The organism is Streptomyces sp. NPDC036764 (assembly GCF_055609385.1).
Genome location: NZ_JBVJPT010000007.1, coordinates 216072 through 238838 on the forward strand (window position 1 = coordinate 216072; position 22767 = coordinate 238838).

The window sequence follows — 22767 nt, forward strand, 5'->3', positions numbered from 1 at the left end:
CCTTGCACGGGGAGGGGCGTCGGGGTCAGCGGTAGGAGGCTTTGGTGCGCAGGCGGGAGACGGCGAACAGGGCGAGCAGCGTCGCCGCCATCAGGACCACCGCGAGGGCGGAGCCGGCGAAGAGGGCGCCGCGGTCGGTGGCCGCGTAGATCAGGACGGGCAGCGGGGTCCAGTCGGGCGGGTAGAGCATCATCGTGGCGCTCAACTCGCCCATGGACAGGGCGAGGCAGAGGCCGGCGGCGGCGGTGAGCGACGGCAGCAGAAGGGGCAGCCTGACCCGCCACAGGACGTACGCGGGCCGGGCGCCGAGGGAGGCGGCGGCCTGCTCGTAGGCCGGGTCGAGGCGGGCGAGGGCGGCGGACACGGACTGGTACGCGAAGGCGGTGACCAGGACGGTGTGGGCGAGGATCACGATCCAGCGGGTGCCGTTGAGCAGGAACGGCGGCTCGGAGAAGGCGACCAGGATCGCGAGGCCGACGACGACCGAGGGCACGGCGACCGGGAGCACGAAGAGCGCGTCCATGACCCGGCGGTGACGCTTCTTCAGCGCCGCCGCGGCGAGGGCCGCCCAGGTGCCGGCGACCAGGGCGAGCAGGCTCGCGGCGGCGGCGGTGGCCAGGCTGGTGGTGAGGGCCTGGAGGGCCTCGCCGCGGGTGGCGGTCGCGTAGTGCCCGGTGGTGAATCCGGAGGGCAGCACGCTCGACCAGTTGGTGGCGAAGGAGGCGCCGAGGACGACGAGCAGCGGCAGGGCGAACAGGGGCAGGAAGAGGACGAGGAACAGGGCCCATACGGCCCACCTGGCCCCGCGGCTATGCACGAGCACGGCGGCTCACCACCCGGTAGAGGCCGTACAGGCCCACGGAGATCAGGACGTTGACGACGGCGACCACGCAGGCGCCCGGGTAGTCGGACTCCAGGATCGCCTTGCTGTAGACGAGCATCGGCAGGGTCGTGACGCCTTTCGCGCCGGTGAACAGGACGATCCCGAACTCGTTGAGGCACAGGACCAGCACGAGGCTGCCGCCCGCTGCGAGGGCGGGCAGGGCCTCGGGCAGGATCACCCGGCGCACGATGCGCAAGGGGCGGGCGCCGAGCGAACCGGCCGCCTCCAACTGGGCGGTGTCGAGCTGGGAGAAGGCAGCGAGCAGCGGTCGTACGACGAAGGGCGTGAAGTAGGTGATCTCGGCCAGGAGCACGCCCCAGGGGGTGGTGAGGAACTGGAAGGGCCCGTCCTGGGCGCCGGTGACGTCGGTCCACAGGCCGTTGGCCATGCCGACCGTGCCGTAGATGAACAGCAGGGCCAGCGTGATCAGGAAGGACGGGAAGGACAGGAAGACGTCGATGAACCTGGCCACCGCCCGTGCCCCGGGGAAGGGCACGAAGGCGATGACGAGGGCGATCACAAACCCGAGGACCAGGCATCCGGCGGTCGAGCCGGCCGCGAGCCACACGGTGGTCCACAGCGCCTCACGGAAGGCGTCGGAGGCGAAGACGTCGGCGTACGGCTCCAGCGAGGTGCCACCGGTGTCCGGCTGGAGGGACTGCTGGACGACGAGGGCGAGCGGGTAGAGGAAGACGAGGGCGAGGAGAGCGACGGGTGGGGCGGCCCACAGCAGCGCTCTGGACGACCGTGGCGATGTCGGCCGCGGTCCGGCAGCGCCCCTGAGGGGCGCGGGGAACTGCGCGACCAGCCACGACCGGCCCGCGGACACTCGACGGCCGATCGCGGCACTTCCCGCGGAGCGCTCAGTCATGGGTGACTCCGGCGGTCAGGAGTACCGCGTCGTCCGGGGAGAAGTGCAGCGTCACCTCGTCGCCGTGGGCGGGCGGGTCCTTCAGTTCCCGCAGGTCGGCGATGACCCGGTGGCCGTCGACCTCGACGTACAGCCGGTGCGTGGACCCGCGCCACTGGATCTCCGTCACGGTCCCGGCGAGCCGGTTGGGTCCGTCGCCGAGGCCGACGAGGTGGGGCCGTACGCACAGCGTCGCCTGTGCGCCTCGTGCCGCGCCCTCCGTGTCCACCTTCAGCTCGCCGCCCGCGAAGGCCACGCCGCCCGAACCGACCGTCACCGGCAGCAGGTTGGCGTTGCCGACGAAGGAAGCCGTGAACTCGTTGGCCGGGGCGCGGTACAGCTCGCGCGGGGTGCCGCAGGCCTGGAGCCGGGCGCTGTCCATCACCGCTATCCGGTCGGCGAGGGTGAGCGCCTCGACCTGGTCGTGGGTGACGTAGAGGATCGTCACGGCGGGCAACTCGCGGTGCAGGCGGGCCAGTTCGGCGAGCATGCCGGAGCGCAGGCGGGCGTCCAGGGCGGACAGCGGTTCGTCGAGGAGGAGGACGCCGGGGCGGATGGCGAGCGCGCGGGCGATGGCGACGCGCTGCTGCTGGCCACCGGACAGCTCGCGCGGGTAGCGGCGGGCGTAGCCGGCCATGCCGGTCATCTCCAGGGCCTCGGCGACCCGGCTGCGGATCTCGGCCTTGGGCACCTTGGGGGTCTTCTGCGCCTTCAGCCCGAAGGCGACGTTCTCCTCGACCCGCATGTGCGGGAACAGGGCGTACTGCTGGACGACCATCCCGATGCCGCGCCGGTACGGCGGCAGGTCCGTGACGTCCCGCCCGCCGAGGAACACCCGCCCGGAGGCGGGCCGTACGAACCCGGCGACCGCCCGCAGCGCGGTGGTCTTGCCGGATCCGGACGGCCCGAGCAGCGCCATGACCTCGCCGGGCTCGACGGTGAGGTCGAGCGAGTCGAGGACGACGTTGCCGTCGTATGCGACCGACACCGAGTCGAAGCGGATGCCGGTCATGTGAGTACACCCGGCAACTGCGCCACGCTGTCCAGCACATGGCTCGCCCCGGCCGCCCGCAGCGCGTCCGCGTCGTGCGCGCCGGTCAGGACGCCGGCGACGATGCCCGCGCCCGCGCGGACCCCGCTGAGCATGTCGTACGAGGTGTCGCCGGCGACGGCGATCTGGCGTACGTCGTCGGCGGCCGCCGTCCGCAGCAGGGCGGTGAGGACCATGTCCGGGTACGGCCGTCCCCGGCCCCCGGCATCCGCGGGGCACAGGGTGAGGGGCACCAGGTCCCGCCAGCCGAGCGCGCCGAGGATGGCGTCCTGGGTGACCCGGGCGAAGCCGGTGCTCAGGACAACGGTGCGGCCGCCGGCCTGGAGCTCCTCGATGGCCTCGCGGGCGCCGGGGACCGGTGCGACGAGCCCGCCGTCGACGAGTTCGCCGTACGCCTTCTCGAAGGCGGCGTTGGCGCGCTGGGCCTTCTCCTCCTCGCCGAACAGATGCCGGAAGACGGAGATCTTGGACTCGCCCATGGTCGCGCGGACGTAGGCCAGCTTGTCGGCGTGGTCCGGGGAGCCGGGCTGGACGCCCAGTTCCGCGGCGGCGGCCGCGAAGGCCCGCTCGACGAGACCGCCGTCGGCGACGGTCGTGCCGGCCATGTCGAGGACTACCAGTCGGATGTCCTGATGGGGTGTCATATCTGTCACCAGCCCAGTTCGTTCGCGGTCGTCTCGGCTATCGCGGGCGAGCAGGTCATGCCGCGCCCACCGGGCCCGGTGACCAGCCACACCCCGTCGCGCACCTGCTGCCGGTGCACCACCCGCGTCGTGTCGGTGCACTGCGCGTACACGCCGGCCCAGCGGCGCCGGATCTTCGGCAGCGGGCGGCCGAGGAGGGACTCGACGACCTCGGTGAGGTGGTCGTAGGGGTCCTCGACGGTGTCGAAGGCGAAGGGGTGCTCGTACTCGTGGGTGTCGCCGATGGTCAGCCCGCCGTCGGCGCGCTGCACCATCAGGAGCTGCATCCGGTGGGCCGCGGCGGTCTGCGTCTGCGCCTGGCCGGCGTTGAGGGCGTCGAGCTCGGCGGAGGCGTAGGCCGGGTAGTAGCGGAAGCTGTCCGCGTCGGCGACCGAGGTGGTCAGCGGCTCGCCGAGCGGGTCGGTCTGCATCATCTGGAGGCGGACGCGGCGCACCGGCAGGTCGGGGCCGGCCAGTTCGCGGACGAGGCCGCCGAGCCAGGCGCCGGTGCACAGGACGACGACGTCGCCGCTGTGCACGTCGCCGTGGTCGTCACGGACGGCGCCGTGGCCGATGACCTCGCGGACCTCCCGGCCCGGCTTGAAGGTGTAGTTCGGGGACTTCAGCAGCTCCTCGCGCAGGGCGAGCTGCGCGGTGCGCGGCTCGACGGCGGCGTCGCGCTCGCAGTACAGGGCGGCGGTGAACTCGCCGCGCAGGGCGGGGTTCAGGGCCCGGGCCTCGTCGGAGGTCAGCAGCTTGTGGCCGCGGGCGGCTGCGTCCTCGCGGGCCACGGCGGCCTCGGCGACGGCGAGTTCGAGGTCGCCGCGCAGGGGCGTCAGGGAGCCGTTCGGCCGGAAGCCGAGGCCCGGCACACGGGCCCCGATCCCTTCCCACAGCTCCCGGGCCCGCAGCGCGGTGGCCAGTTCCTCGCCGCCCGCCCGTCCGCTCACCCAGATCTGCCCGAAGTTGCGCAACGACGCGCCGCGAGCCTCCGCCTCGCGCTCGATCTGTACGACCTCATGGCCGCGTTCCACTGCTTGCCAGGCGTGCATGGTGCCCACCACACCGGCTCCGACGACTATCACTCTCACGACGGCAACGCTCCTCGGGATCGGGGAACCGGAATGGTCCGGCTGACAACGAGAGCGTGAACTGGCTATCACGTTTGGGCTAGACCCGTTATCTGTTCGTGATATTCAGCCGAGGGTCGAAAGTGTCGATTTCTGAACTTTTCAGCCTCGAAGATGCGCGCTGAACGAGAACCGGTCGCCCCGGTACAACGTCCGCACCCGCTCCAGTGGCCGGCCCTCGGTGTCCCGTGAGACCCGGTGGATCAGCAGCATCGGCAGGGCGGGCGGAGTGCCGATGAGCAGCGCCTCGCGCGGGGTGGCCAGGACGGTCTCGATGCGCTCGTCGGCGTCGCCGAACCCGATGCCCTGGCGGTGGAGGAAGGCGTAGAAGGAGGAGTCGGGGTCGAAGTCGACGTCCAGGCGCGGCACTCGGGCGACGGCGACGTACGTGCTCTCCAGGCCGACCCGCTCCTCGTCGGCGAGCAGGACGCGCTCCAGGTGCCAGACGGGTTCGCCGCGTTCGAGGCCGGCCTCGGCGGCGAGGGCGGCGGGGCAGGGGAAGCGGTCGAGGGTGACGAGGGTACGGCCGGGGGTGCGGCCCTGTCGGCGGACGCCCTCGGTGTAGCTGGCGAGGGAGAGGGGCTGTTCGAGCTTGGGCCCGGCCACGACCGTGCCCCGCCCCTGCCGCCGCAGCTTCCCCTCCAGTACGAGTTCGCGGATCGCCTGCCGGACGGTCTCGCGGGCGACCTCGTACTCCTCGGACAGGTCGCGCTCGGTGGGCAGCGGGTCGCCCTCGCCGAGTCCGGCGATGAGGTGATCGAGCCGGGCCTTGACCGCGTAGTACTTCGGGATGCGGCCGTGCTCCGGGATGCCCTGGCGCACGGGGGCGCCGGGGGCCTGGTCGTTCGGGTAGTCCACGCAGGGATCGTCGCAGACGGGGCGGGCCGCCGGGTCGCCGCCTCAGCTCACGGGGCGTCGGCGGCGTGCTTCTGAATGCGAACTCGCCCGCCCGGGGGTTCTTCAGCCGTCTCCCGGCGCCCGGGGACTTGAGGGCCTGGGGCGTCGGGTGGCCTCAGCGGCGTCTGCGTACGACCAGGAGGCCGGCGCCGGTCAGCAGGAGCGCCAGGGTGGCGGCGAGGGCGACGCCGGGGGTCGAGGTGAGGCCGGTACCGGCGAGTTCGTCGGCGAGGGTGAGCCGGTTGCGGGCCGCGTCGGTGCCGGGCGGGGCCGAGGTGTCCGGGCCGGCGGAGGCGGCCTGGTGGGCCGGTTCGGTGGGGCGGTCCCGGTCGGCGGGGTCGGGCCGCTCGTGCACGTCGGGGGCGGCCGTGGCGTCGGCCTCGATCTTGAAGCGGTAGTCGTTGGACTGGCCGACCCAGTCGCCGTCGCCCTCATGGCGCTGCACGACGGCCGCGTTGGCGGTGACCTGGTTCGGTACCGCGTCCGAGGTGACGGCGAGGCGGACCTTCACGGTGACGGTCCTGCGGGGGCCGACGGTGAAGCCGTCGAAGCCGTCGAAGGCGCCGACGAGTTCGTCCTGGTCGGTGGTCTCGAAGCGGACGGCGTGCGGGCGGGCGGCGTCCGGGGAGCCGTCGGCAGATCTGTAGAACTCCAGGCGGGGCTGGGACGGCTTGAGGGCGCGCTTGCCGTCGACCAGGACGACGACGGGATGGATGCCGGTGCAGGTCCGGCCGGTGGTGTTGGTGAGGTCCAGATACCAGGTGCCGAATCCGCCGCCGGCCGCGTAGGAGGCGGGGCCGCCGCGGAGGCGGGTGGTGAGGGGGAAGTCCCCGTGGCCGGTGGCACATCTGGGAAGCGCGTCGGGCGGCTCGGCGGACACCGGGGGCGCCGCGGCCAGAAGGGCGGCTGCTGCGAGGCAGAGGGAAACGGGTGTGTGCAGTCGCATGATCACATGAGCATGCCGGACGGAATCGGGTACGGGTGGAGCCATTCCGTACGGCGCCGCAAGTCCCCTCGATCAGCGCACCCCGGTCAGCGCAACCCATCAGCGCGCCTCGATCAGCCCGCCTCGATCAGCTCACCCATCAGCGCACCCCGAACAGCGCGCCTCCATCAGCTCACCCCCATCAGCGCACCCCGAACAGCTCACCCCCATCAGCGCACCCCGAACAGCGCACCCCCATCAGCGCACCCCGAACAGCGCACCCCCATCAGCGCGCCTCGGTCAGCGCACCCCGATCAACGCGCCTCGGTCAGCCCGCCCCGATCAACCCGCGCCTCGGTCAGCGCGCCCCGATCAACCCGCGCCCCGATCAACCCGCACCCCCGCTCTCACCCTTCCCCCCGCCCGAACAGCGGCGCCAGCAGTAGCTGTGCAGCCCCCTCGGCCACCCCCCGCCCCCCGCCGGAGGCGTCCCGGACCGCTACCGCGTCCCCGCCCGCTCGCCCGGCGCGTTCGTCGAGAACGGCTGCGACTCCCCGTACGAAGGTCTCCGGCGCGGCGGCGACCGTGCGGCCGCCCAGCAGGACGAGGTCGACGTCGAGCAGGGCGACCAGGTTCCCGGCCGCCGTGCCGAGCACGCGTGCCGCCTCCGCCATGTCGCCCCGCGCCACGGCGGCCAGGCACAGCGCCTCCACGCAGCCGCGGTTGCCGCACCCGCAGGGCGGGCCGTCCAGCTTCACCACCTGGTGCCCGAACTCCCCGGCCCCCGTACGGGCGCCCCGGTGCACCGCTCCCCCGATCACGAGCCCGCCGCCCAGCCCGGCCCCGAAGTGCAGATACGCGAAGGACGCGAAGGCGCCGGCCTCGCCCCCGACCGCGAGCCCGAGCGCGGCGGCGTTGGTGTCCTTGTCCACGACGACCGGCAGCGAGAGCCGCCGCGCGAGCACGTCCCGCAGGGGGAAGCCGTTCCACTCCGGGAACCCGGTGACGCGGTGCAGCACCCCGCGCCGATGGTCCAGCGGCCCGGGCAGCGCCACGCCGACCCCGAGCACGGCACCCGGCCGGCCGGCCTCGCCCGCCAGCTCCCCCACCTCGCGCACCGCCCGCTCGACGACCGTCTCGGCGCCGGCCCCCAGATCCAGCGGGGCGCTGCGCCGGGCCACCACGGCACCGGTCAGATCGCAGAGCACGGCCGTCAGCTCGTCCCGGTCCAGATGCACCCCCACCGCGTGCCCGGCCTCCGGCACCAGCCGCAGCACGGTGCGCGGCTTTCCCCCGGTCGACGCCCGGCGCCCCGCTTCCGCCGCGAGCCCGTCCTCCCGCAGCCGGGCGGTGATCTTGCTGACCGCCTGAGGGGTGAGCCCGGTGCGCTCGGCGAGTTCGAGCCGGCTGATCCCCTCGGGACCGGCCGTGCGCAGCAGATCGAGCACGAGCGCGGCGTTGTGGCTGCGCAGGGCGCCCAGATTCACGCCCCCGACCGACCCGCCGCCCACGACAACACCGCTCCCCGGCCCACCGACACCACCACCGGCCACGCCACCGCCGGACCCGACACCGGCCGCCCCGGTGCCACCACCGACCCCAGCACCAGCCGCCCCGGCGCCACGACCGGTCCCGGCACCCGCCGACCCGACGCCACCACCGGTCCCGACACCAGCCGTCCCGACACCGGCACCGCCGACACCACCACCGGCTCCGCCGACACCGTCGACTCCGCCGTTCGCCCTGCTCACGCCACCCATCACCCGCCCATTCTCCCCCGCGCTTGCACTTTGGCAACAGCGTTGCGAAAGTAGTCGGCATGACTGGCACTCCCGGCACGACCGCTCCTCCCCTGCGCGTGGGCCTCATCGGCTACGGCCTGGCAGGCTCCGTCTTCCACGCCCCGCTGATCGCCGCCACCGAGGGCCTCGCCCTGGACACGGTGGTCACCTCGAACCCCGAGCGGCAGAAGCAGGCCCGCACCGAGCACCCGGACGTACGCGTCGCCGCCACGCCCGATGAGCTGCTGGCCCGCGCCGGCGACCTCGACCTGCTCGTCATCGCGTCTCCCAACAAGACGCACGTCCCGCTCGCGACGGCCGCCCTCAAGGCGGGCCTCCCGGTCGTCGTCGACAAGCCGGTCGCCGGCACCGCGGCAGAGGCGCGCGAGCTGGCGGCGCTGGCCGAGGAGCGCGGTCTGCTGCTCTCCGTCTTCCAGAACCGCCGCTGGGACAACGACTTCCTGACGCTGCGCCACCTCCTGGCCGAGGGCGAGCTGGGCGACGTATGGCGCTTCGAGTCCCGCTTCGAGCGCTGGCGTCCGCAGCTCAAGGGCGGCTGGCGGGAGTCCGGCGACCCGGCAGAGATCGGAGGTCTGCTGTACGACCTCGGCAGCCATGTCGTCGACCAGGCGCTGGTGCTGTTCGGCCCCGTCACGCAGGTGTACGCCGAGGCGGTGGTCCGCAGGGCCGGCGCGGAGACCGACGACGACACGTTCCTCGCGCTCACGCACGCGAACGGCGTCCGATCCCACCTGTACGTCTCCGCGACGACCGCCCAACTCGGCCCGCGTTTCCGGGTGCTGGGTTCCAAGGCGGGCTACGTCAAGTACGGCCTCGACCCGCAGGAGGCGGCGCTGCGCGACGGGCTGCGGCCCGGCGCCGGCGCGGACTGGGGCGTGGAGCCCGAGGCGATGTGGGGCCGGATGGGGGCCGGAGAGTCCCCCGTGACGGGCGGCGGCCGCGTCGAACCCACCCTGCCGGGCGACTACCCCGCCTACTATGCGGCCGTGGCGAAGGCCCTGCTGGACGGCGCTCCCAACCCGGTGACCGCCCTGGAGGCGGCCGCCACCCTGGACGTACTGGAGGCTGCGCGCCGTTCGGCGCTCGACGGAGTGGCGGTGACGCTGTGACACCCGGCAAGGCACACAGCTCGGAAATCACCCCGAAGTTCCAACCGGAACTCACCCCGCCGCTGGCGGAGCTGGAGGCGCAGGAACGGCACCTGGTCTTCCGCCGGTTCACCCATGACGACGCCTGGGCCCTGGGTTCCCTGCTGGTCGAGATGGCCCGCGAACGCCAGGCCCCGGTCGCGATCGACATCCACAGAGCCGGCCAGCAGCTCTTCCACGCGGCCCTGCCCGGCTCCACCCCGGACAACGACGCCTGGATCGCCCGCAAGCGCCGCGTGGTGGAGCGCTACGGCGCCTCCTCCTACGTGGTCGGCGCCCGCTTCCGCGCCAAGGGCACGACGTTCGAGGACTCCTCCCGCCTGGACCCCGACACCTACGCGGCTCACGGCGGCTCGTTCCCGATCAACGTGGAGGGCGTCGGCGTGATCGGCTCCGTGACGGTGAGCGGGCTGCCCCAACTGGAGGACCACCGGATGGTGGTGGAGGCCCTGGAACACTTCCTGGCCGAGCAGTAAGGGCAACGCCCTGCCTTTCAGGGGCGCGGGGAACTGCGCGATCGACCACGGACGGCCCGCGGCCGACCGACGACCCGCAGTTCCCCGGCTCTCCCGGCGGAGCGCCTACGCGTCCTTGAATTCCTGCCGCTGCCGACCGAGCCCCTCGATCTCCAGCTCGACAACATCCCCGCCCCGCAGGAACGGCTTCGGCTCAGGCTGCCCCAGCGCAACCCCCGCCGGCGTCCCCGTGTTGATGACGTCCCCGGGGTACAGGGTCATGAACTGGCTGACGTACCGGACGACCTCGGCGACCGGGAAGATCTGCTCGGCCGTGGTCCCGTCCTGCTTCAGCTCGCCGTTGACCCACAGCTTCAGCGAGAGGTTCTGCGGGTCCGGCACCTCGTCCGCCGTCACCAGCCAGGGGCCCAGCGGGTTGAACGTCTCGCAGTTCTTGCCCTTGTCCCAGGTCCCGCCCCGCTCGATCTGGAACTCCCGCTCGGACACGTCGTGCGCCACCGCGTACCCGGCGACATGCGCGAGCGCCTCCTCGGCAGAATCCAGATAGCGGGCCGTACGTCCGATGACGACCGCGAGCTCGACCTCCCAGTCGGTCTTCTCCGACCGGCGGGGCACCAGCACGGTGTCGTACGGGCCCACGACCGTGTCCGCGGCCTTGAAGAAGACGACCGGCTCGGCGGGCGGCTCGGCGCCGGTCTCACGGGCGTGGTCGTGGTAGTTCAGCCCGATGCACACGACCTTGCCGATGCGGGCGAGCGGCGGCCCGACGCGCAGACCGGTCGCGTCCAGCGCGGGCAGCTCACCGGCGTCCGCGGCCGCCCGGATCCGGCCGAGCGCGGCGTCGTCGGCGAGCAGCGGCCCGTCGATGTCCGGCACGACGCCCGACAGGTCCCGCAGGGTCCCCTCGGCGTCGAGCAGCGCGGGCCGCTCCGCTCCCGCCGTACCGACTCGCAGCAGCTTCATGATCACAATCTCCCTCGATCGCGGGCGCCCGCCGATGGGTGCAGCCATCGGAGGACTGGTCGATCCTCCAAGGTCCACGGCCAGTCCGCAATACCCGGTTCACGTACTGGACCGTAGCCCCTGGGGCTACCGGTAGAGCGCGGCCCGCTCCACCGCGCTCCACGTCGTGCTGGTCACCACGTACAGGGCGGCGGCCAGCGGGACGACCGCCACGGTGACCAGGGTGAAGAAGGACATGAACGGCATGACCTTGGTCATGGCCCCTACGGCCCCCATCCCCGGCATCGCGGCCCCGTCGGCCACCGGCACCGCCGGATTCGCGGCCATCATCCGCTTCGTACGGCGATAGTTGAACGCGGCGACGCACGCGACGAGCACGAACAGCCCGGCGTAGACCAGCCCCGCGCCCCCGAACACCCCGCCGTCGCCGAGGGCGTCGGCCCATCGGTCCCCCAGGGGCGCTGCGAACAGTCGGTGCGAGAGCAGTTCGTTCGCCCGGCCGCCGATCGTGGTGTTCGAGAACAGGTGGTAGAGGACGAAGAAGGCGGGGAGCTGGAACAGGCCGGGCAGGCATCCCGCCAGCGGCGAGACCTTTTCCTCGGCGTGCAGCTCCATGACGGCCTGCTGGAGCCGCTCGGGGCTCTTGGCGTGCTTCTTGCGCAGCTCTGCGATCTTCGGCTGCAACCCGGCCCGCGCCTTCTGCCCGCGCGCGGCGGCCCGGGACAGCGGATGCACGAGCAGCCGGACGAGGGCGGTGAACAGGATGATCGCGGCGGCGGCCGCTCCGGCGCCGAACAGCGGGTCGAGCAGATCGGCGAGCCGCTGCACAAGGTCGGCGAAAACAGACATGGGTGAGCCCTCCGGGGGTCTCGTCGTGCCGGATGGAGAGATGCCGGGAAACGGCATGGCGGCATGACGACCCGCGCGGGGTCACACGGCAGGGGTGAGCTGTTCCGAAGTGCGTGCCCTACGCGACGGTCGCCGGGAGGGCCTGCCCGGGTGCCCTGGGCCGTGGCCGGCCCGAGGCGTCGGGGTCGCGCTGCGGGAGGAAGGCGGTGCGGCGGGCACGGTCGCGGATGGCCGTACGCACCCGCGTCGGCGCCACGGCGGGCGCGGCACGCGAGGCGAGCAGGGAGCAGACGGCGAACGCGGAACCGGCGGCCGCGGTCGCGGCGAGCGCGACGGTCGCGGAGAGGCTGCCGGTGTCGAGCAGCGCGATCTCCAGGAAGAGCAGCACGAGCACGGCGGCGGGGCGCAGATTGGCCAGACTGCGGATCATCGGCGGCCCCTCCCCTCGTACGCCTTGTCGCGACGCTGCTCGTCCTGACGTTCGTTATACAGGATCCGGCGCGCCGGATCGGTCTCCCGGCTCGGTCTCGATGGGCAGCAGCAGCCGCTTGGGCTTCAGCAGCGCCCGGCCGACCGGATCAGCCGGGTCGGGATCGAGTCCGGGCCCCGGCGTCATGAGAACGTCCTCGACCGGTACGACGATCGCGCACGCGGGGCACTCGCCGTACGGCCCGAGTTCCGTACCGCACTGGGCGTGCAGGAAATAGCGCAGCCGGGCCTCGCCGAAGTGCTCGCGCCCCCACAGGCCGAGCGAGCGCAGGGTGGGCCACAGGGCGATGCCGCGCTCGGTGATGACGTACTCGTCGCGCGGCGGCGACTGCTGGTACCGGCGCTTTTCGAGGATCCCTTCGGCGGTGAGCGTCTGGAGGCGGGCGGCCAGGACGGCGCGCGGGATGCCGAGGTGGAGAAGGAAGTCGTTGTAGCGGCGCACGCCGTACAGGGCGTCCCGGATGACGAGCAGCGTCCAGCGCTCGCCGACGATCTCCAGCGCCCGGGCGATCGAGCACTGCTGTGTCGCGTAGTCCTTGCCCAATGCCATGCCGTCCACTGTAAACCCTTTTCACCTTCTTGGTTCAATGAACGAACTCAGGAATGTTACGGTGGTCCACATGCCAAGGTTCAATGAACGAACTCTCCCCGAGGCCACCACCGCACCGGCCGCATCCCAGCTCGCGCCCGCACCCTCACCTGCGCCCGCACCCGCGCCCACGCCCGCGCCCGCCGCCGAGCCGGCCCCCAACCGGCGCGCCACCCTCGCCCTGACCAGCGCCGCCACGGTCGTCGCCCTGATGACCTACACGGCGCCGATGGTCACGCTCCCGCAGACCGCCGCCGCCCTGCACACCCCGCTCTCCGCCCAGGCCTGGCTCCTCAACGGCACCCCGCTCGGCCTCGCCGCCCTCCTCCTGGTGGCCGGCAGCCTCGCCGACGACTACGGCCGCCGCCGGATCTTCGTCGCCGGCACCTTCGCCCTCGGCATCACCACCGCACTGGGCGCGCTCACGAGCAACACCTTGCTCTTCACGCTGGCCCGGATCACCCAGGGCGCGGCGAGCGCGGCCCTCCTCGCCAGCAGTCTCGGCCTGATCGTCCACGCCTTCCCCGACCCGCGCGGCCGGCTGCACGCGACCGGCGTATGGGGCGCCTTCGTCAGCGGCGGCATCGCACTGGGCCCGGTCGTCACCGGCGCGATACCGAACTGGCGCCTGTCGTACGGCGTCCTGGCCGCCGCCGCGCTGATCGTGGCGGCCCTGTCCACGCGCGCGCTGTCGGAGTCGCGGGCCCCACGCGGCGGCCGCCCCGACCTGGCCGGCGCGGTGACCTTCGGGCTCGCCCTGGTCTCCCTGGTCGCGGCGCTGACCCTGGGCCGCGACGGCTGGCTGCGGGCACCCGTGGGCCTGCTGCTCCTGGCGGCCGTGGCCCTGCTGGGCCTCTTCGCCGCGGTGGAGCGCCGTACGGCGACACCGATGATCGACCTGTCCCTGCTGCGCCGCCCCCGCTTCCTCGCGTCCTCCACCGGCGGCCTGTTCACCGGGCTCGCGGTGATCGGCCTGTTCAGTTTCCTGCCGGCCCTGCTCCAGCAGACGCTCGGCCTGTCCGCGATGGAGACGGCATGGCTGTTCCTGCTGTGGTCCGGCCTCTCCTTCGCGGTGGCGCTCCAGGCCCGCCGGCTGAGCGGCCGGGTGTCGCCCCGCATCCAGCTCGCCATCGGTTTCGTCCTCCACGCGGGCGGCGCCCTGGCGATGCTGGGCGCGATCGACGCGGGCTCCTGGCCCCGGCTGCTGCCCGGTCTGCTGATCGCGGGCGTGGGCAGCGGCCTGCTCAACGCCGCGCTGCCCCTGCTCTCGGTGGAGTCCGTGCCGGCGCAGCGCGCCGCGATGGGTTCGGGCGCCCAGCAGACCTTCCGCTACATCGGCTCCTGCGCCGGCGTGGCCCTGACCATCGCCCTCGCCACGTCCTCCTCGGGCGGACTGGCGCGGGGCGCGGACGTCGCGATGCTGGTCTCGGCCGGACTGGCACTGCTGGCGGCCGTGGGCGTGGTGGCCCTGCGCGAGCGGGCGGCCTGACGGGCACCCTCGTGCCCACCGGCTCAACGCGGCCGCATCGAGACCAGCTTGCCCCACACCACCAGCCGGTATTTCGACGTGTACTCGGGCGTACAGGTGGTGAGGGTGAGGTAGTAGCCGGGCTCCTCGTATCCGTGGCCCGGCATGACCGTGGAGCGCGGGACCGGCCGGATCACGCCGCCGTCGTGGGCGGCCGTCTGCCGCAGGGTCCGGTCGACGGCGTACGTGTACGTCGCGCTCCGCGTCTCGACCCGGACCGTGTCCTTCGGCTCCAGTCGGTTGATGTATCGGAAGGGCTCGCCGTGGGTGTTGCGGTGCCCGGCGAGCGCGAAGTTGCCCGCCTGGCCCGGCTGTTGGGTGCCGGGGTAGTGGCCGACGTAGCCCTTGTTGAGGACGCCGCTCCTGCTGATGCCCTCGGCGACGGGGACGCGGAGGTTCAGGCGCGGGATGGTGAGGATGGCGTACGCCCTGGACCAGTCGGGCGCGGGCTCGGCGGCCGGCCGCCGTGCCCCGCCGCCGGACCGCCCGGACGAGCCGTCGGACGCGGGCGCGGGCGTGTCCGACGCCGCCGGGACGGCCGTATCGGACTCCCCGCCTCCGCCGCCTCCCCCGCCGTCCCAGGACCGCTCCAGCGCCCGGACCTCCCGCCCGGCCCCCGCCTTGGCCTCCCGGTTGGTCCACCACATCTGGTGGACGATCAGCAGCAGAAGCACGACGCCCACGGTGACGAGCGCCTCCCCGCCGCCCCACAGCACCCGCCGCCGGGCGGCACGCCTCCGCAGCCCGCTGTGCCGCACGACGCGAACCCGCCCCATCACGCGCCTCCTTCACCGGAGCCGCCCGCACGATAAGGGCCGCGGCGCGAGGTCTCCAGACCCGTGCGCACCCGGCGTGCGGTCCGGTGGGCGCCGGGCGGGCGCCCGGCATGCGGTCCCGTGGAGTCGGGCGGACGCCCCGCGGACGTCCGACCCCCCGAACACTTCCTCCACAGGTTTGAGAAAGGGCTGTCGGAACCCTCGACAACCCCACGCGTCACACCCGATGCTTCGTGTCGGCATGAACGGGACAGGCCACGACGCCGGTTCGACGACGACCGGCCGTTGAGCGAAGCGGAGAAGTCATGATCCGACGCAGAACTCTGCTGGCGGCGACAGGCGGCGCATTCCTCGGCAGCGCCCTGGCCACGGGCACCGCACACGCGGACGCGACCATCGCCGTCAACCCCGGCACGTCGTACGGCACCTGGGAGGGCTGGGGCACCTCGCTGGCCTGGTGGGCCAACGTCTTCGGCGCCCGGGACGACTTCGCCGACCTCTTCTTCACCACCAAGTCGGTGACCTACAACGGCACCACCCTGCCCGGCCTCGGCCTCAACATCGCCCGCTACAACCTCGGCGCGTGCAGTTGGAACAGCGTGAACGGCGAGACGATGGCCGAGTCGCCGAACATCCCCGGCTTCAAGCAGATCGAGGGCTTCTGGCAGGACTGGAACAACGAGGACCCCACCTCCTCGGCCTGGAACTGGAGCGCGGACGCGACCCAGCGGGCGATGCTGCAGAAGGCGACGGCACGCGGCGCGACCACGGAGCTCTTCGCCAACTCCCCCATGTGGTGGATGTGTTCCAACCACAACCCCTCCGGCGCGGCGAACGGCGGCAACAACCTCCAGACCTGGAACTACCGCCAGCACGCCTCGCACCTGGCGGCGACGGCCCTGTACGCGAAGAACAACTGGGGCGTGAACTTCGCGACGGTCGACCCCTTCAACGAGCCGGCGTCGAACTGGTGGACCGCCACCGGCACCCAGGAGGGCTGCCACATGGACCCGGCGGTCCAGGCGGCCGTACTCCCGTATATGCGCAGCGAGTTGGACAAGCGCGGCCTGTCGGGCATCCGTATCTCGGCCTCGGACGAGACGAACTACGACACGGCCCGCTCGACGTGGTCGTCGTACAACTCCGCCACCAAGGCCCTGGTCAGCCAGGTCAACGTGCACGGCTATCAGGGCTCGGGCGGCCGCCGCGACCTCCTCTACACGGACGTGGTCACCACATCCGGCAAGAAGCTGTGGAACTCGGAGACGGGCGACGGCGACGGCACCGGCCTCACCCTCGCCTCCAACCTCTGCTACGACTTCCGCTGGCTGCACCCGACGGCCTGGTGCTACTGGCAGGTCATGGACCCGACGACGGGCTGGGCACTGATCGCGTACGACGCGAACACGCTCCAGCCGACGACAATCCAGACCAAGTACTACGTAATGGCACAGTTCAGCCGCCATATCCGCCCCGGCATGCGGATCCTGGACACGGGAGTGAGCTACGCGGCGGCGGCCTACGACGCCTCCGCCCGCCGCCTGGTGATAGTCGCGGTGAACACATCGACCTCGGCCCAGACCCTCACCTTCGACCTCTCCCGCTTCACCACGGTCTCCGGCGGCACAGACGGCCTGGTCCCGCGCTGGAACACGGTGACGACGGGCGGCGACCAATACCGGTCGTACTCGAACACGCGCCTGAGCGGAAAGTCGGTGGCGGTGCCGTTCGCGGCGCAGTCGGTGCAGACGTTGCAGATCGACGGGGTGGTGATCTGACGCGGGGGGTGTGACGCCGCCGGCGCTCGCGGTACGTCGTGTGCAAGGTGACGGCCACGGAAGGGACACGGATGAACGCGGGCACCGGACCGGCGCGCGGGGGCGCCGACCGGCCGCGGCCGAGCCCTCCCGGCGCCGGACCGGTTGACCGAGCCATCCGCTGAAAGCCCGGGCGCTGCTGTGCCCGGCGTAGAGCCGACGAGCCTGGCGCTGCTGTGCCCGGCGTAGAGCCGACGAGCCTGGCGCTGCTGTGCCCGGCGTAGAGCCGACGAGCTGAAGGCCTCCGACCCTCTCCGGCGGCGACGCCTCGACCAGGCAATATCTGCACCCTCTTCCCCCCTCTGTTCTCTCCTCCGTCAGCCATGGGCAGTACGGTGTCCCCCATGCGCCCCGACACGCCTGCCGAAAACGTCGACCACACCGCCGAAGCGGCACGCCTGGAGCGAACCGCCGGCCTCTATCCGGAGGACGCCGAGGCCCTGCTGCTGCGGGCCGCGGCCCACCTGGAACTGTCCGGCGACCGCCCCGCCGCGACCGCGCTCTACGACCGCCTGCTGTCGTCGTCGACGCCCCTGGACCACCCCCACCTGGTACGGGCCCTGAAGGCCTCGAACCTGTGGGAGTACGGCCACGAGGCAGAGGCCCGCGCGATCATCGACGGCGTCCGGGCGGCGTCCCCGCGCGACCCGGCCCCCTGGGTGATCGTGGCGGAGGCACTGGAGTCCCACGACGAGCTGGAGCAGGCGCAGGAGACGTTCACCGAGGGAGTACGCCTACTCCTCACAGACGTCCCGGAGCCCCCGTACGCCACCCACACCCTCCTCTTCGGCCGCCACCGGGTCCGCCGCATGCTGGGCGCCCCCCACGACGAGTGGGACACCTTCGCGGACACCCTCCACTCGATGCCGGTCTCCCTGGACGAACTGCACGACCCCAAGCGCGTGTGGTCCCTGGGCTCGGACAACCCGGCCGAACTGGAGGCGGAGATCTCGCGCCTGCGGGCAGAGCTGGGCGCGTACCGGGAGGCCCTGTCCCGTCCGTTCCCGGTGGCGGTCCTGCACTGGCCGACGGGGGAACTGACGGAGCTGTTGGCCGCGTATCCGTCGCTGGCGACGGAGTACCCCTCCCACGAGGATCACCTGACGACGATAGAGGGCTCACTCAGGGAGTTGTCGGCCTCCGGCACCCCGAACCTGGGCATCGTCACGGGCACGGTCCCCTCCTACGAGGCCTTCGCCGCCTCGGAACTCTCCTCCCCGGAGGACGCGACCTTGCTCCCGCAGTACGCGACGACGCTGGCGGCCCGGGGCCGAGCGGTGGCTTGGCCGCCGCAGCGGGGGGCGGGATGCTGGTGCGGTTCGGGCCAGGCCTACGGGGAGTGCCACGGGGTACAAACACCGGCCTAACACCCACAGCTCCCTACCCACCTGCCCCGCACCCGCGGCGCGCCACCTAGCGGCCCTGCACCCGCGGCGCACCACCCACCGGCCCCGCACCCGCGGCGCACCACCCACCGGCCTTACGTCCGCGGCGCGCCACCCACCGGAGTCCGGCCGCTAAGCCCACCCGGCGTGCCCCCGAACCGCGAGCGCGCGCCCAACCACGTCCAACCAGCCGGCCGACCGCACCTCACCTCACCTGGGCCACCCACCCTTCCGGGCCGCCCGCTCGCTTCTTCCCCGTGCTGGAGCGGGCCGGGTCAAGGGTGGCCCGCAGGGCCATCGGCGCAGCCGACGCGGAACGCAGCGCAGCGGAGTGAAGCGCCCTTGAGGCGGCTCGCGGAAGCACGACACTGACCAAGAAGCGGGCGGTCCAACGGTGCCTGCGAAGAAACGCACGTCGTCCGTGGGGCTGTCAGCGCCGCCTGCTACAACAGAGTCCTTGCTGTGTGGGGATTGGGGAAATCAGCGTGGCTCAGCCGAGGGATCTGTCGCAGCCTGTCGCGGGTGTTTACGAGGAACTCGTCACCGAGCGCATGCAAGCGCAGATGGAGCAATTGAGCGGGGCAGGATGGAAAGCCATCGATGACGAGGTAAGCGAAGAATCGTCACCCCATGTACTCGCCCGACACATCAGCCGAGCAGTAAGCCGGCGACTCAGTGAGCTGCCGCATGACAAGCGCGTCGCTGTAGCGAATCAGATCATCCAGGCACTCGCATCTGACCCGGCCGACCTCGGCGGCAACGATGCTGTTGACGTCATTGCCGATGGCCCCCGCCAGCTCCTCGCCCTGGCCGAGAAAGAAGCCCCTGGCGTCTACGCGGTACGCCCACTCACGCCACTGTCGGAGACTGCACTCATCACCAACTCCCCCGACGATCCAAGCCTCGGCAGCGAGTTGCGTGCCGAACTAGCTACGGCTGACCGCATTGATCTGCTCTGCGCCTTTGTGAAGTGGTACGGCCTGCGCATACTCGAAGACTCCCTCCGTGCCGCGGCGGAACGTGGCGTCCCCATCCGAGTCATCACCACCACGTACATCGGCGCCACCGACCGCCATGCACTCGACCGACTCGTCCGCGACTTCGGCGCTGAGGTGAAGGTCAACTACGAGATCCGCTCGACGCGCCTCCATGCAAAAGCTTGGCTGTTCCGTCGCCAGAGCGGCTTCGACACGGCATACGTCGGCAGCTCCAATCTCTCGAAGGCCGCACTGCTCGACGGCCTGGAGTGGAACGTGCGCCTTTCGTCAGTTGCCACTCCGGCAGTACTGAACAAGTTCGAGGCCACCTTCGACGCGTACTGGAACGACATCGCTTTTGAGTCGTACGACCCGGACCGCGACGCCCATAAATTGGACGAAGCTCTGCGTGCAGCGGGCGGATCGACGTCGAGCCAAGATGCCAAGATCAGCCTCTCCGGTCTGGAAGTGCGGCCTTACCCGCACCAGGCCGACATGCTGGAACGGCTACGTGTCGCGCGGGAGGTTCACGGCCACCGACACAACCTGCTTGTTGCGGCAACCGGTACGGGCAAGACAGTCATGGCCGCGCTTGACTACCGCAATCTGCACAAGGAGTGGGGCGGCAAGCAGTACCCGCGGCTTCTCTTCGTCGCGCACCGCAAAGAGATCCTTAGGCAGTCGCTGCGCAAGTACCGCGAAGTGCTCGATGACGCTTCGTTCGGCGAAGCGCTCTTCTCCGGCGAGCTGCCGCGTGACTGGAAGCACGTCTTCGCCAGTGTCCAGTCACTCACCGACCAGCGCCTCGACCAGTTCGGCGCGGAACACTTCGACATCATCGTCATCGACGAGTTCCACCACGCGACAGCTACGACGTATCGCCGCGTTCTCAACCACTTCAAGCCGAAGCAGTTGCTCGGCCTGACAGCCACTCCCGAGCGAGCTGACGGCCTCAACGTTCAGGATGCCTTCTTTGACGGGCGGATAGCCGCTGAAATGCGGCTATGGGAGGCCCTCGACAACGACCTCCTGTGCCCGTTCCACTACTTCGGTGTGCCCGACGGAACCGACCTCTCCCGACTCAACTGGCGTTCTGGGACCTACGACCAGAGTCAACTCGGCGACTTGTTCTCCGCCGACCACGCCCGCGCTCGCATCGTCATCAAGCAGGTACGGGACAAAGTGTCCGACCCCATGAGCATGCGGGCCCTCGGCTTCTGCGTCAGCAGGAAGCACGCTCACTTCATGGCGAAGTGCTTCCAAGAAGCAGGCTTCAAGGCAGAGGCCCTGGACAGCGCGTCGCGGCCAGAAGTCCGTGACCATGTGCTGTCTCAGCTCAAGGCCGGTGAGATCCAAGTCATCTTCTCCGTGGACCTCTTCAACGAGGGCTTGGACATCCCCGACGTCGACACGCTGCTTCTTCTGCGCCCGACGAGCAGCGCCACCGTCTTCCTACAGCAGCTCGGTCGAGGCTTGCGTCGCACGCCTGACAAGCCCGTGCTCACCGTGCTCGACTTCATCGGTCAGCACCGCGCCGAGTTCCGCTTCGAGGAGCAGTTCCGGGCGATGACCAACCTGTCGCGCACCCGGCTTCTTGAGCACGTTGAGCATGACTTCCCCATGCTGCCGTCCGGCTGCCAGATCATCCTAGAGGGCAAGTCCAAGGATCTGGTGCTGGACAATATCCGCACCCAGATCAAGGCGACTGTGCAGACCCTCGCCAAGGAAGTGAGGGTCTTCGATACCCCGCTTCTCGCGGACTACCTCAGGGAGAGCCGTCGCGAAATCCGGGAACTGTACAAGTCGAGCAACTCGTGGACGTCAGTCCTACGCCGAGCCGGCCTAGCCGACCTAGCGGAACAGCCAGGCGAGGAAGACCTGCTGAAGCGCGTGCACGCGTTCTTGCACGTCGACGACCGCGAACGAGCCGATGCTTACGCCCGCTTGTTGAGCGATGACGCCCCGCAGTACGAGTCGCTGAGTCCGACAGACCAAACGTACGCACGCATGCTCTTCTTCAATCTTTGGGACAAGGCTGGTGGGTTCAGCTCCTATGCAGAAGGGTTGGACTCGCTCCGTGAGCAGCGAGCCCTCCGTAGCGAAGTGCGGCAGGTTCTCAACCATGTGATGGGGCAAGCAGACCACTTCCCCATTCCTCTGGGGGGCCCGCATGCGCATATCCCTTTGAAGATCCACAGCGCGTACAACCGCTCGGAGATCTTGGCCGCACTCGGCGTCGCTCGCCTCGGTGGTCAGATGCCCGGATCCTTCGCACAGGGTGTCCTGTGGGACGAGTCGAATCAGACGGACGCTCTGCTGATCACCCTGGAGAAGAACGAGAAGGACTTCTCCCCCACCGTCCGCTACAAGGACTACGCGTTGGCCCCTTCCCTGTTCCACTGGGAGTCACAGAGCACAACCGCAGACACCTCGCCCACCGGCCTGCGCTACCAGGCACACGCTCAACGCGGAAGTCACGTCCTGCTGTTCATGCGCCGCTACAAAGACACCGACATCGGCAAGGCCCAGCCTTGGATGCTGCTCGGGCCCGCTACCTATGTTCGGCACGAGGGCAGCAAACCCATGGCCATCACCTGGCAACTGCACTATGAGCTGCCTGCGGATGTGTGGTCCTACTCGGCCATCGCTGCCGGCTAGCCCACTCATCCCTCAGACAGCCTCGCCGATCTCGGCTTCAAAGTGACATTGAGCTCGGTCAAGCACGTCATCGGGGTCGTAGCCATGCGCACACAGCCAATGCAGCAAGTCGGCCATGACCCCAATGGCAGCCTCTTCGGCCACCGCCATACTCAGCACCTTGCCATCGCTGGACATACCTGCACTGGGCAGCAGGCTCCACGATCCGTACAAGCCGAGGATGGCCTCGGCCCGCGTGACGTGGGAGCTGTTCGCCTGACCGCAGGTAGCGGAATCCTCAGTGGAAAGCTCACACCAAACCACCTTGGAGTCTCCTCGAAGGATCACGCCCCACCGGTGATCCGCGAGGGCATCGACGAGCGCCATTCCTCGACCCGACTCCAACTCACCGACGGCAGTACGCATGATGGGCAATGTCCGCGCCTCAGGGTCCTCAATTTCCAGCCGCAGAAACCGCCCGTTGAGCGCCACACGCAACGTAGCGGGGGTTCCCTGACCGGCGTGTTGGATGACGTTTGTTGCCAGCTCTGAGAGGCAGATCTGCGCTGCGTCAGCGTGATCGTGCAGGCCCCAAAGGATGAGTCTGAGCTTCAACATCCGCCGCATCTCACAGAGTGCACTCGCCTCAGCAAGGAACCGATGCACCCAGGGCTCCCGTCCGACGCAATCACTGGCGTAGATCATCCCGGACCACCTCTCACGCGCTTCGTCGCGCATTGTGCTACCTGATGTGACTCTCAGTGAGAGAGTTGCAGTGCATGTCCCGCCGTGCAACATGCACAGCGGGATTCCTCCCTTAGGGTGATTGGACTTTCGACCCGCTTCCGCTGG

Annotated in this window: 21 protein-coding genes; 7 read left to right on the forward strand and 14 right to left on the reverse strand. The window is 70.8% G+C overall.

Annotated elements, in window-relative coordinates:
- Positions 1-25: 25 nt before the first annotated feature.
- The 8 genes from ACZ69Q_RS25875 to ACZ69Q_RS25910 all read right to left on the reverse strand — a co-directional run bounded on the left by ACZ69Q_RS25875 (position 26) and on the right by ACZ69Q_RS25910 (position 8032).
- Complete coding sequence (locus ACZ69Q_RS25875) at positions 26-823, reverse strand: ABC transporter permease (protein WP_471046058.1); 798 nt, start codon at positions 821-823, stop codon at positions 26-28.
- On the reverse strand, positions 810-1754 hold the full coding sequence (locus ACZ69Q_RS25880) for a 2-aminoethylphosphonate ABC transporter permease subunit (protein ID WP_471046060.1): 945 nt from the start codon (positions 1752-1754) through the stop codon (positions 810-812). The genes ACZ69Q_RS25875 and ACZ69Q_RS25880 overlap by 14 nt, the downstream gene beginning before the upstream one ends.
- Positions 1747-2805 carry an ABC transporter ATP-binding protein gene (locus ACZ69Q_RS25885; RefSeq protein WP_471046062.1) on the reverse strand — a complete coding sequence of 353 codons (1059 nt, stop codon included), beginning with the start codon at positions 2803-2805 and terminating at the stop codon, positions 1747-1749. The genes ACZ69Q_RS25880 and ACZ69Q_RS25885 overlap by 8 nt, the downstream gene beginning before the upstream one ends.
- Positions 2802-3488 carry a phosphonatase-like hydrolase gene (locus tag ACZ69Q_RS25890; protein ID WP_471046064.1) on the reverse strand — a complete coding sequence of 229 codons (687 nt, stop codon included), beginning with the start codon at positions 3486-3488 and terminating at the stop codon, positions 2802-2804. Before ACZ69Q_RS25890 ends, ACZ69Q_RS25885 begins: the two co-directional genes overlap by 4 nt.
- A 5-nt stretch (positions 3489-3493) precedes the next feature.
- Positions 3494-4618, reverse strand: a complete 1125-nt coding sequence (locus tag ACZ69Q_RS25895) for a TIGR03364 family FAD-dependent oxidoreductase (RefSeq protein WP_471046066.1) — start codon at positions 4616-4618, stop codon at positions 3494-3496.
- Between the two features lie 141 nt (positions 4619-4759).
- Entirely contained in the window at positions 4760-5515 is a 756-nt protein-coding gene (locus ACZ69Q_RS25900) for a GntR family transcriptional regulator (RefSeq protein WP_471046067.1), read from the reverse strand.
- A gap of 154 nt (positions 5516-5669) precedes the next feature.
- On the reverse strand, positions 5670-6506 hold the full coding sequence (locus tag ACZ69Q_RS25905) for a hypothetical protein (protein ID WP_471046068.1): 837 nt from the start codon (positions 6504-6506) through the stop codon (positions 5670-5672).
- A 380-nt stretch (positions 6507-6886) separates the two neighbouring features.
- A complete protein-coding gene (locus ACZ69Q_RS25910) occupies positions 6887-8032 on the reverse strand; it encodes an ROK family transcriptional regulator (protein ID WP_471046343.1) in 1146 nt (381 codons plus the stop codon).
- Between ACZ69Q_RS25910 and ACZ69Q_RS25915 the strand changes: the two genes are divergently transcribed.
- Genes ACZ69Q_RS25915 through ACZ69Q_RS25925 form a run of 3 tightly spaced genes read left to right on the forward strand, consistent with a single transcriptional unit; the run spans position 7940 to position 9905 of the window.
- Positions 7940-8293, forward strand: a complete 354-nt coding sequence (locus ACZ69Q_RS25915) for a hypothetical protein (protein ID WP_471046367.1) — start codon at positions 7940-7942, stop codon at positions 8291-8293. The two genes, ACZ69Q_RS25910 and ACZ69Q_RS25915, sit on opposite strands and share 93 nt — an antisense overlap.
- Positions 8294-8298: 5 nt before the next feature.
- Complete coding sequence (locus ACZ69Q_RS25920) at positions 8299-9390, forward strand: Gfo/Idh/MocA family protein (protein ID WP_471046069.1); 1092 nt, start codon at positions 8299-8301, stop codon at positions 9388-9390.
- A complete protein-coding gene (locus ACZ69Q_RS25925) occupies positions 9387-9905 on the forward strand; it encodes a heme-degrading domain-containing protein (protein ID WP_471046071.1) in 519 nt (172 codons plus the stop codon). Before ACZ69Q_RS25920 ends, ACZ69Q_RS25925 begins: the two co-directional genes overlap by 4 nt.
- A gap of 105 nt (positions 9906-10010) precedes the next feature.
- Here ACZ69Q_RS25925 and ACZ69Q_RS25930 read toward each other — a convergent pair whose 3' ends face one another.
- From ACZ69Q_RS25930 to ACZ69Q_RS25945, 4 genes are all read right to left on the reverse strand, one after another.
- Complete coding sequence (locus ACZ69Q_RS25930; protein WP_471046072.1) at positions 10011-10868, reverse strand: fumarylacetoacetate hydrolase family protein; 858 nt, start codon at positions 10866-10868, stop codon at positions 10011-10013.
- 126 nt (positions 10869-10994) lie between these two features.
- Positions 10995-11717 (reverse strand): YidC/Oxa1 family membrane protein insertase, encoded by a 723-nt coding sequence (locus ACZ69Q_RS25935; RefSeq protein ID WP_471046074.1) that lies wholly within the window; start codon positions 11715-11717, stop codon positions 10995-10997.
- A gap of 118 nt (positions 11718-11835) precedes the next feature.
- Positions 11836-12147, reverse strand: a complete 312-nt coding sequence (locus ACZ69Q_RS25940; RefSeq protein ID WP_471046076.1) for a DUF6412 domain-containing protein — start codon at positions 12145-12147, stop codon at positions 11836-11838.
- 54 nt (positions 12148-12201) lie between these two features.
- Complete coding sequence (locus tag ACZ69Q_RS25945; RefSeq protein ID WP_471046078.1) at positions 12202-12756, reverse strand: winged helix-turn-helix transcriptional regulator; 555 nt, start codon at positions 12754-12756, stop codon at positions 12202-12204.
- 70 nt (positions 12757-12826) lie between these two features.
- On the opposite strand from ACZ69Q_RS25945, the gene ACZ69Q_RS25950 reads away from it, so the two are divergent.
- Positions 12827-14284 (forward strand): MFS transporter, encoded by a 1458-nt coding sequence (locus ACZ69Q_RS25950; RefSeq protein ID WP_471046080.1) that lies wholly within the window; start codon positions 12827-12829, stop codon positions 14282-14284.
- Between the two features lie 23 nt (positions 14285-14307).
- Here ACZ69Q_RS25950 and ACZ69Q_RS25955 read toward each other — a convergent pair whose 3' ends face one another.
- The gene (locus ACZ69Q_RS25955; RefSeq protein WP_471046082.1) at positions 14308-15099 is read right to left on the reverse strand and encodes a class E sortase; all 792 of its coding nucleotides are present in this window, start codon (positions 15097-15099) and stop codon (positions 14308-14310) included.
- Positions 15100-15404: 305 nt separating this feature from the next.
- Here ACZ69Q_RS25955 and ACZ69Q_RS25960 point away from each other — a divergent pair, with 305 nt between their 5' ends.
- From ACZ69Q_RS25960 to ACZ69Q_RS25970, 3 genes are all read left to right on the forward strand, one after another.
- Positions 15405-16877, forward strand: a complete 1473-nt coding sequence (locus ACZ69Q_RS25960) for a glycoside hydrolase (protein WP_471046084.1) — start codon at positions 15405-15407, stop codon at positions 16875-16877.
- 383 nt (positions 16878-17260) lie between these two features.
- On the forward strand, positions 17261-18283 hold the full coding sequence (locus ACZ69Q_RS25965) for an SEC-C domain-containing protein (protein WP_471046086.1): 1023 nt from the start codon (positions 17261-17263) through the stop codon (positions 18281-18283).
- A gap of 569 nt (positions 18284-18852) precedes the next feature.
- Positions 18853-21936 carry a DEAD/DEAH box helicase gene (locus ACZ69Q_RS25970; protein ID WP_471046345.1) on the forward strand — a complete coding sequence of 1028 codons (3084 nt, stop codon included), beginning with the start codon at positions 18853-18855 and terminating at the stop codon, positions 21934-21936.
- A 12-nt stretch (positions 21937-21948) separates the two neighbouring features.
- On the opposite strand, the gene ACZ69Q_RS25975 is transcribed toward ACZ69Q_RS25970, so the two are convergent.
- Positions 21949-22620 carry an ATP-binding protein gene (locus ACZ69Q_RS25975; RefSeq protein ID WP_471046088.1) on the reverse strand — a complete coding sequence of 224 codons (672 nt, stop codon included), beginning with the start codon at positions 22618-22620 and terminating at the stop codon, positions 21949-21951.
- Positions 22621-22767 lie beyond the last annotated feature (147 nt).

Bases quoted from the DNA above. Each gene is read 5' to 3' on its own strand.
- ACZ69Q_RS25930 (WP_471046072.1), bottom strand. From the start codon at position 10,868: ATGAAGCTGCTGCGAGTCGGTACGGCGGGAGCGGAGCGGCCCGCGCTG.
- ACZ69Q_RS25975 (WP_471046088.1), bottom strand. From the start codon at position 22,620: ATGATCTACGCCAGTGATTGCGTCGGACGGGAGCCCTGGGTGCATCGG.
- ACZ69Q_RS25950 (WP_471046080.1), top strand. From the start codon at position 12,827: ATGCCAAGGTTCAATGAACGAACTCTCCCCGAGGCCACCACCGCACCG.
- ACZ69Q_RS25880 (WP_471046060.1), bottom strand. From the start codon at position 1,754: ATGACTGAGCGCTCCGCGGGAAGTGCCGCGATCGGCCGTCGAGTGTCC.
- ACZ69Q_RS25970 (WP_471046345.1), top strand. From the start codon at position 18,853: ATGCAAGCGCAGATGGAGCAATTGAGCGGGGCAGGATGGAAAGCCATC.
- ACZ69Q_RS25920 (WP_471046069.1), top strand. From the start codon at position 8,299: ATGACTGGCACTCCCGGCACGACCGCTCCTCCCCTGCGCGTGGGCCTC.
- ACZ69Q_RS25940 (WP_471046076.1), bottom strand. From the start codon at position 12,147: ATGATCCGCAGTCTGGCCAATCTGCGCCCCGCCGCCGTGCTCGTGCTG.
- ACZ69Q_RS25945 (WP_471046078.1), bottom strand. From the start codon at position 12,756: ATGGCATTGGGCAAGGACTACGCGACACAGCAGTGCTCGATCGCCCGG.
- ACZ69Q_RS25885 (WP_471046062.1), bottom strand. From the start codon at position 2,805: ATGACCGGCATCCGCTTCGACTCGGTGTCGGTCGCATACGACGGCAAC.
- ACZ69Q_RS25890 (WP_471046064.1), bottom strand. From the start codon at position 3,488: ATGACACCCCATCAGGACATCCGACTGGTAGTCCTCGACATGGCCGGC.
- ACZ69Q_RS25955 (WP_471046082.1), bottom strand. From the start codon at position 15,099: ATGGGGCGGGTTCGCGTCGTGCGGCACAGCGGGCTGCGGAGGCGTGCC.
- ACZ69Q_RS25965 (WP_471046086.1), top strand. From the start codon at position 17,261: ATGCGCCCCGACACGCCTGCCGAAAACGTCGACCACACCGCCGAAGCG.
- ACZ69Q_RS25935 (WP_471046074.1), bottom strand. From the start codon at position 11,717: ATGTCTGTTTTCGCCGACCTTGTGCAGCGGCTCGCCGATCTGCTCGAC.
- ACZ69Q_RS25960 (WP_471046084.1), top strand. From the start codon at position 15,405: ATGATCCGACGCAGAACTCTGCTGGCGGCGACAGGCGGCGCATTCCTC.